General features: G+C 45.8%; 8 protein-coding genes. 7 read left to right on the top strand and 1 reads right to left on the bottom strand.

Going from position 1 to position 8864, the window contains the following annotated elements; genetic code table 11:
• A partial coding sequence (locus ACWVCM_RS07805; protein ID WP_455201169.1) for a sensor histidine kinase occupies positions 1–1231 on the top strand: 1231 nt, incomplete at its 5' end.
• Between the two features lie 30 nt (positions 1232–1261).
• Here ACWVCM_RS07805 and ACWVCM_RS07800 read toward each other — a convergent pair.
• Complete coding sequence (locus ACWVCM_RS07800; RefSeq protein ID WP_455201168.1) at positions 1262–1966, bottom strand: glutamine amidotransferase-related protein; 705 nt, start codon at positions 1964–1966, stop codon at positions 1262–1264.
• Positions 1967–2145: 179 nt separating this feature from the next.
• On the opposite strand from ACWVCM_RS07800, the gene ACWVCM_RS07795 reads away from it, so the two are divergent.
• The 6 genes from ACWVCM_RS07795 to ACWVCM_RS07770 form a co-directional block, all read left to right on the top strand.
• Entirely contained in the window at positions 2146–3513 is a 1368-nt protein-coding gene (locus tag ACWVCM_RS07795) for a glutamine synthetase family protein (RefSeq protein WP_455201167.1), read from the top strand.
• Positions 3514–3605: 92 nt separating this feature from the next.
• Positions 3606–5000, top strand: a complete 1395-nt coding sequence (locus ACWVCM_RS07790; protein ID WP_455201166.1) for an aldehyde dehydrogenase family protein — start codon at positions 3606–3608, stop codon at positions 4998–5000.
• A 35-nt stretch (positions 5001–5035) separates the two neighbouring features.
• Positions 5036–6217 carry an iron-containing alcohol dehydrogenase gene (locus ACWVCM_RS07785; protein WP_455201165.1) on the top strand — a complete coding sequence of 394 codons (1182 nt, stop codon included), beginning with the start codon at positions 5036–5038 and terminating at the stop codon, positions 6215–6217.
• A 29-nt stretch (positions 6218–6246) separates the two neighbouring features.
• Positions 6247–6996, top strand: a complete 750-nt coding sequence (locus tag ACWVCM_RS07780; protein WP_455201164.1) for a lysophospholipid acyltransferase family protein — start codon at positions 6247–6249, stop codon at positions 6994–6996.
• A 625-nt stretch (positions 6997–7621) separates the two neighbouring features.
• Positions 7622–8110, top strand: coding sequence for a hypothetical protein (locus ACWVCM_RS07775; RefSeq protein ID WP_455201163.1), 489 nt, complete (start codon positions 7622–7624; stop codon positions 8108–8110).
• Positions 8111–8402: 292 nt separating this feature from the next.
• The coding region (locus tag ACWVCM_RS07770) for an acyl-homoserine-lactone synthase (RefSeq protein ID WP_455201162.1) at positions 8403–8864 on the top strand (462 nt) is incomplete at its 3' end.

The following is an 8864-nucleotide window of genomic DNA, read 5'->3' as shown; positions in this document are numbered from 1 at the left end:
TAATCGTCCCTGGGTTTGTGTATTCAAACCTGTGTTCCTGCACCAAAATAGCAAAGAGATATTTGGTTATGTCGGACTAAAAGTGGATTTTTTAGCGGCGCTGGCGGAGTTAAACCTCTTTTCGCACCTGGATATTAGCAGTATTTCCATTACATTACCCGCTTCCACGCGTGTATCCGCCGGAAATATAATTAATCACGTCCATGGTGAGGAACTGCACTATAAAGAACTGGATCAACTAAAGAATGTAATTTACAGGACGTTTGCGTACATCGTTGCGCTGGTATTGGTGATATTGTTTGTTTTGTATTGGCTGGTAATGGCTTTTTTCGCAAAACCATTGATAACATTAAACAGGCACATAGAATCAATCAAGCACTTTCCAAACAATAATTCATTGCCTGATGACACCCTGTATTCATCTGTCAATGAAATAAATAACTTTGCCCGATCACTACAGGATTATCAACAGCGCCTGAATCTCACCCAGGAAAATTTACAAAACCTGAATAACCACCTGGAACAACGGGTAAATGATCGCACGGCCGAATTGCAGACCATCAACCAGGAACTGGAAGCGTTTTCATATTCAGTTTCACATGATTTGCGTGCGCCATTACGCAGTATAGACGGATTTAGCCTTGCATTGCTGGAGGACAATGCCGAGCAATTAGACGAAGAGGGTAAGAATAATTTGCGCCGAGTCCGGGAAAATACTCAGCGTATGGCGATGCTTATTGATGACCTGCTTAATATTGCACGTATTTCGCGTGTAGAAATGCAGCAAACACTTGTTAATCTATCGGATATTGCCCGGCGGAAAATTCAACAATTAAAAGAACAACAGCCCGAACTCGCTGTAAGAATCATCGTAGCGGAAAACATTTATGCGGAAGGTGATGAGCCGCTGTTAACTATTTTGATGAATAACCTCCTGGATAACGCATGGAAGTACTCCAGCAAATCGCCTGATCCGGTAATAGAATTTGGAAGAACGGAGCAGGAAGGCGATGCTATTTTTTATGTAAAGGATAATGGCACCGGCTTTGATATGAAATATGCCAGCAAGATATTTGAAGTTTTCCAACGTCTGCATAGCGCGGACTATGAAGGAACGGGAATAGGGTTGGCGACAGTTAGCCGAATAGTGCAACGACATGATGGACGCATCTGGGCAGAAGCAGAGCCTGATAAAGGCGCATGTTTTTATTTCACGCTGGGCAAGCGATAATAGTGTGCGCGGTGTCGGCCCGACCACGGTTCATTTTGTTTTAAGAAAATTAATAAACCATTTCGCGATAGTTAGATCGTCCACCGGTTTTTGCAATGATTTAATACCTTCCCTAAATGTTCTTTCACCAATGATATCGGCACGATATTGCATCATGGCTTCGGCGTATGGTTTGCTAAACTCCGGGTGACCCTGGATGGTCAGTATATTTTCACCGAGTTGAAACATGCCATACGGGCAGAAGTTATTGCCGGCAATCAACCTGGCGTAGCCAGGTAACTGAGTGACCTGATCCTGGTGGCTAACCACAACATTAAAAGCGTCTAGTGCGGGCTGCATCCATGATGGCTTTGTTCGCACCTGCACAGAATGTACACCGACACCCCATCCGTTCGTTGATTTTTCCGTTTTACCACCAAATGCATCGGCCACCAGTTGATGACCGAAACAAACTGCCAGCAGCTTCTTGTTCTGGCTATTTAATTCAACAAAGTAGTCGAGCAGGATTTTGATCCAGTTTTCATCATCATAAACGCTGGCTTTACTGCCGGTAGTAAGATAAGCATCACAGGCGTGAATAGTGTTGGGATAATTACCATGCTGAACATCGTAAGTCTCAAAACGCAAGGTGGGATCAACTTGCCTGAATAGTGACTGGAACATATCGGGATAGTCACCGAACTGAGCGATGAGTTCGGGGCGTACGGAATCTGTTTGCAATATACCAATTTTCATTTCAGTCTATAAAAATTTGTTTTTGCTGAGCTATCCTATTATAGGGAGTTGTTTATCGATGTTTCCAGATGGCTAGTACTATATATAGTCATCTCAGAGTTAAATTATATTCTTTAAAGTAAGATGGCGAAAAATGCTATAACTGCATGTAATATATAATAAATTAGGTGGGATTTTTGATGGAAGCCAGACAGGTAAAAACGATAGACGACGCTCGGAAAATAGTCAAAAAACGAGATCTGAGTCACGTGAAAGTCGGTGTGTTTGATGTTGATGGCGTGCTGCGCGGTAAATATATTTCGCGCGACAAGTTCTTTTCGGCGTTAGACAAAGGCTTTGGATTTTGTGATGTGGTGTTGGGTTGGGATTCAAAAGACCAGCTTTACGATAATGTGACCTATACCGGCTGGCACACCGGATATCCCGATGCGCCGGTACGCATTTTACCAGACACCTGCCGCGATTTATCCTTTGAAGGTGAGGGCCTGTTTTTTCTCGGTGAGTTTGCCGAAGCAGCCGAGCAGATATGCCCGCGTGGTGTGTTACGGCGTGTCATTGAAAAAGCGCACAGCATGGGCTATTTCCCATACGCCGGATTTGAGTACGAGTTTTTCATGTTCATCGAAAGCCACCAGTCGGTTCGTGAAAAAAATTACCGGAATCTAACTCCCTTAGCGCCGGGTTATTTTGGTTACTCCGTGCTACGCAATAGCGTGGATGCGGAAATCTATCATCAATTGCTTACCCTGGGTGAAGAAATGGATTTTCCCCTGGAAGGTTTGCACGAAGAAACCGGACCAGGTGTACTGGAAGCTGCCATCGCAGTGGATACTGCAATGAATGCCGCTGACAAAGCGGCCCTGTTTAAAACCTTTACCAAGATCGTCGCCCAGAGAAACGGACTGTTAGCAACATTCATGGCCAAGTGGTCTGCAGAATGGCCCGGCCAAAGTGGACATATCCATCTATCACTACAGGACCAGCAGGGAAAATCGCTGTTTCACGATGCCAGTCAACCGGATAATATGAGCGATGCTATGCGGCACTTCGTGGCAGGGCAGCAGAAACTGATGCCTGAGTTTTTAGCCATGATTGCACCGACCATCAATTCATACACTCGCCTGGTGCCCGGATTCTGGGCGCCTACTCATGCGACATGGGGAGTAGAGAATCGTACTTGTGCCTTGCGCGTGATACCCGGTAGTGAAAAATCGCAACGCGTTGAATATCGTGTCGCCGCAGCCGATGCAAATCCCTACATTATTCTGGCCGCCGCCCTGGCATCCGGTTTATATGGTATTGAAAAAGGCCTGGAGCCTGAAGCAAAGGTCATCGGCAATGCCTATGACCAGACTTTTCCGGAGCACCTGCAGTTACCGGCCACGCTCTGGGATTCTGCACAACGCTTAAAAAGTTCGGAAGTTGCAAAGGAGTACTTCGGCAACCTGTTCGTAGATCATTATGCGGCAAGTCGTGAGTGGGAAGAACGTGAGTATCGGAAACATATTACCGATTGGGAGCTGGATCGCTATTTTGAAATAATATAGCGCCTATTAATATTAGTAGAAGCGTACAAATTGGGCAGGCAAGCGCGCACTATGGGTGCGATTGGTGACTCATAATAAGAGGAACGGTATCGATGACTTATATCCTGCAAGTCAACTCTCCCGTTGATAATAGCATCTATGCGGAACGGTTATATGCATCGGAAGCTGACATTAGCGATGCTTTATCCAACGGCGTCAGGGCGCAGGCACAATGGCAAGAAACCAATCTAAAGTATCGTAAAGCAATTTGTTTGCGCGCCGTTGAAAGCATGCTGGAAAAACAGGCTGAACTGGGTGAAGAGATCAGCTGGCAAATGGGTCGGCCTGTTCGTTATACACCGGGCGAAATAAAAGGCTTTGCCGAACGGGCGCGAGTCATGATCGACATTGCGGAGCAGAAACTGGCAGGCATTTCACTACCCCAAAAAGCAGGCTTTACCCGCTATATAGAACGTGCGCCACTGGGCGTGGTGCTTTCCATTGTACCCTGGAATTATCCTTACCTGACGGCCGTAAATTCTGTGATTCCCGCGATCATGGCTGGCAATGCCGTTATCATGAAACCGTCATCGCAAACTCCCTTGACAGCGGAACGCATTGGCGAAGCATTTGAGAGTGCCGGTTTACCCAAGGGTGTATATCAACATCTGTTATTAAACTATGAATCCGCGGCAAAAATAATTCAGTCAGATCAGGTCAACTACATCACGTTTACCGGTTCCGTGTCGGGCGGCCACATGGTTGAGCAGGCCGCGGCAGGGCGCTTTGTTGATGTGGGACTGGAACTGGGTGGCAAAGATCCCGCCTATGTTCGGTCTGATGTGGACCTGGAGTTTGCTGTCGATAACCTGGTGGATGGCGTCTATTTTAACTCCGGGCAATCCTGCTGCGGAATTGAACGTATCTATGTGCATAAAGCGCTCTACAGTGATTTTGTCGATGGTTTTATCAATAAGGTAAAAGCGTACAAGCTGGGTAATCCGCTGGAACAAGATACCACTTTAGGTCCCATGGTGAGTAACAATGCCGCCGAAACCGTTCGCCGACATATTAAGGACGCAACCGATCGTGGCGCAAAAGCCTGTATTGATGTCAATGAATTTCCTGCTGATCAACAACGCGGTGCTTATCTGGCACCACAGGTGTTGCTAAATGTGGATCACTCGATGCAGGTGATGACCGAAGAAACTTTTGGTCCGGTTGCTGGCATTATGAAAGTTGACTCAGATGAAGAGGCGATCAGGCTGATGAATGACAGCAAGTATGGATTAACAGCGTCGGTATGGACCACGGACCAGGATGCCGCCATTAATATCGGTAACCAGGTAAACACCGGCACGTGGTTCATGAACCGTTGTGATTATCTCGATCCCGAACTGGCCTGGACAGGTATTAAAGATTCCGGCAAGGGCTGTAGCTTGTCAGAGGTTGGTTATGAAAAACTGACACGCCCCAAGTCTTTCCATTTACGCACTTCCACCAAATAGGAAATCATAAATTCAGGCAACAAGGTCAAATTGTAATGAAAGATGTTAATGCATTAACAGGAAACTGGAACTATCCGACCACAATCTGGTTTGGTTGCGGACGGCTTAACGAGTTGCCAGATGCCTGTCGCAGACTGGATATCAAGGATCCATTGCTGGTAACCGATGCCGGGCTGGCCAGTTTACCCATGATCAACGAAGCCCTGCATGTAAACCACGAGGCCGGTATTAAAACTGAAATATTTAGCGATGTGAAGCCCAATCCCAATGGTGAAAATATTGAAGCCGGTGTAGCGCAATTTAAGCAAGGTAACCATGATGGTGTCATTACGATAGGGGGAGGGAGCGCCCTGGATGCCGGCAAAGCGATTGCCTTAATGGTGGGGCAGTCACGGCCAATTTGGGATTTCGAGGATGTCGGCGATAACTGGGAGCGAGTTGACCCGGAAGGTATCGTACCCATTATTGCCATTCCAACGACGGCGGGTACGGGTTCAGAAGTAGGGCGCGCCTCGCTCATTGTGGATGAGGCAGCACATGCCAAAAAAATCATTTTTCATCCCAAAATGCTGCCCGGCATCGTCATTGCGGATCCACAACTCACCGTGGGATTGCCTGCACATATTACCGCTGCAACAGGGATGGATGCTTTATCCCATAACCTCGAAGCCTATTGTGCGCCGGGTTTTCACCCCATGGCAGATGGTATCGCAATAGAAGGCATGCGCTTGATAAAGGACTGGTTGGTTCTCGCTTGTGAAGAACCCGCAAACCTGCAAGCAAGATCTCACATGCTTATTGCATCGAGTATGGGGGCAACTGCATTTCAGAAGGGGCTGGGTGCCATGCATGCTTTGGCGCATCCTCTGGGTGCATTGTATGACGCGCATCACGGGCTGCTGAATGCCGTATTAATGCCCTATGTATTGCTGCGAAACCAGTCGGTTCTCAAAGAGAAAATGCAGCACCTCGCGCGTTGCCTGGAACTGGAAGACGAGAGCTTTAAGGGTGTCCTGTCGTGGATCGTTAGTCTCCGCAAACAGATTGGCATTCCCAATGACCTTGGCGCCATCGGTATTGATGACAGCCGCAGCCGGGAAATTGGCGTCATGGCCACCCAGGATCCTTCTGCTGGTGGTAATCCCATCGCACTGGGTGAAGACGATTATGCTGAACTATTGCGACAGGCTGTGAATGGCTCAATGATTGCAGGGTAAAACCGGGTATTTCATTGAAGGTATAGTATATGCTAAGTTTTGTAGCGCGCAGTTTATGGCTGCTATGGTGCTGGATAGAGCTTTCGATATTCACAGCATTTCTTTACGCGCTATCATGGTTACCACGTGCAATGACGGGTAGTTACTACCACACATTGTCGCGTATCTGGTGCAAGTTTCTGATTCGCGCGCTAGGTGTCAATTTGCGTTTGCATCAAAAAAACCTCAATCCACTCCCTGATCACTACATCTTAATTTCAAATCATCCGTCTGCGTTTGAAGACTTTGGTATACCATCGCTGTTTGATGTTTATCCGCTGGCCAAGGAAGAAGTGAAAGACTGGTTCATTATTGGGCGTATCGGTATTTCTGCGAATACCATCTATGTAAAGCGCGAAGATCCCGAATCACGTCATCAAGTTCTGGATACCCTGGTTGATGCCGTTAATAAAGGACGTAACGTGGCGATTTTCCCGGAAGGTGGTTGCAAGGGGCGGCGAATTCATTCCACCTTTCAGAGTGGCGCCTTCGATGTATCCCTTAAAACCGGTGTTCCCATTTTGCCGGTATTCCTGGAATACGAAGCGCAGGAAACCTTTGAATGGCGAGACCCCCATCTTTTGCCGCATAAAATGTGGCATTTCATGACCAGCCAGAACAACCGGGCGAATTATCATGTTTATGATGCCATCAGCCCGGAAGGATTCAGTGATAAACGGGAATTTGCCGAACACGTACGGCAAATGTACTTACATTGGCAAGCGCGTTATCTTGAATAGTATGCTGGTTTGCGGAGCGGCTTTACCTTCATCCCGCGATTTATCGCCATCTTTGCTCAACATTCTTATTAAACTATGTTCCTGGCTTTGCTTTTTGATAACCAGATATTCCTGCGTCGGATTTTCATTCTGGAAGTAAATCGTTAACCCGTTGTGCGGGTATTCTTCTATAACAATCAGCGCAAAAAAAAGCCTGCTCGATATGAGCAGGCAAGAGTGTGAGATCTTGGGAGAATAACTTAGGATACAAACAAAAGAAGTACTCTTAGGGTAAGGTTCCAGCAGCTTCAGTGATTCACGCTATCAATCTAATGTCCCCAAACCAGATAACCGAAAAATAATCCAATCGACATGTACATAAACATGATGGTCGGCCAGAAAAACAGTCCTGCATTCAATTTAATTTCCTGGTTTTATTTCTCAGTTAGTTCCTGGTTTTCTGTAGCAACACATTGGTTGCGATTGATGGCCTGTGTCTTCAACCAAAACTGCATTTGCCTTGGTTTAAAAATGTCCCATATTCAACCTGTAGATAGCAACTGTCCTTTCGAACAGTATCTGGGCTATATAAATTGTGTCATTTATAACCTGGAAATGGGCGGATCAATGAAGAAAGGATCAACCAATGTTGAAATATCCGGAAAAACTTATTGATAGACTAAAGCTTGAAAAACTTGATATAGGAAACCTGAAGAAAGTTATCGATTTTGAGCTGCAATCATCTCGAGATTGGTCGTTGAGTGATCAGCTTGGCGCCATTGAAGTGCTTGGATACACGGAAAACCAGGAGGCGTTAAATTATTTAAAGACAATTTATCGGCCTACTGTTGTTGTTCAGCAAGGCCTCGACTGGAGGGAGCAAGATGGTGTGACCAGGCAGGAAGTAAACCTGATCGAGCATCATTATTATCACAACACCAGTGGCCCACTCTCTGAAGCCTTGCATTTTGAGATACAGTTATTCAAGGGTTCAAAGTTGCATTTGAGGCGGCTTAAACCCGTTTACGAGCTTGCGCGTGAATATAAAACCATCTATGAAGGATCTATAGCTCATATTACGATTCGCAAAGCACTTGATCGCCTGCAGGAGTCGATTGGGTTACATCACGTGTAAAAAAGAGCCTGCTGCATATCAATAATTGACTATCAAATTTTTTTCACCTTTCTTCATCGTTTTCCATTCTAATTGCTCTCCTGTCTATCTATAAAAACATGATTGCATGTAGTTAATAACGCGGCTCCTTTGTATTTCACCTTTCCTGCTTATCATCCTGGCCAAACAGAAGCATTTCTCGCTCTGGATTTGTGAACGAGTTATCGGAATTAAATAGCACTTTAATCTATTTTTAATATGAGCTCTGTTTTGCTCACTTTTGTAGTAGTAGATTCGTGCTGGCGTTAATTCTATGCAGTTAAATCAGGAACAACAATTTGTGGTAGCCAATGAAGCGGGATTTAAAACATTATGTGGTTTAAATTCTCAGTACGTGTTCGAGTACTATCATTTACGCGCAAGTGTTTTCCGGTCTGAGTTGCGCTGGTTGGGCTCCCCCTCAGATGATATTGATGTCGATCCACTTGATACCAATGCAGTACATTTTCTCACGGTAAGTCCCGGTGACAAAGTTATCGCGGCGTTGCGCATTTTGCCGGCCAAGGAAACATGGATGCTGGATGAATACTTTCCTGCGCTGATACCGTCAGATATAACATTGCATAATGCAGATGCTTGTGAAATTTCCCGCCTGGCTGTTGATAAAGCGTGGCGTAATTACCAGATCGATTCAGATCTAACTGTCGCCGAAGTTCTCTATAAAGGTGTGTTTCAATACTGTCTCTCACATCAAATTCGAGTTTGTAATATGGTG

It is taken from the genome of Kaarinaea lacus (genome assembly GCF_975902315.1).
Note: the sequence above shows the minus strand (reverse complement) of the source record. Positions and strands in the feature narration are given on the sequence as shown.

Coding starts and splice junctions, on each gene's coding strand:
- ACWVCM_RS07795 (WP_455201167.1), top strand. CDS start 2,146: ATGGAAGCCAGACAGGTAAAAACGATAGACGACGCTCGGAAAATAGTC.
- ACWVCM_RS07785 (WP_455201165.1), top strand. CDS start 5,036: ATGAAAGATGTTAATGCATTAACAGGAAACTGGAACTATCCGACCACA.
- ACWVCM_RS07775 (WP_455201163.1), top strand. CDS start 7,622: ATGTTGAAATATCCGGAAAAACTTATTGATAGACTAAAGCTTGAAAAA.
- ACWVCM_RS07800 (WP_455201168.1), bottom strand. CDS start 1,966: ATGAAAATTGGTATATTGCAAACAGATTCCGTACGCCCCGAACTCATC.
- ACWVCM_RS07790 (WP_455201166.1), top strand. CDS start 3,606: ATGACTTATATCCTGCAAGTCAACTCTCCCGTTGATAATAGCATCTAT.
- ACWVCM_RS07780 (WP_455201164.1), top strand. CDS start 6,247: ATGCTAAGTTTTGTAGCGCGCAGTTTATGGCTGCTATGGTGCTGGATA.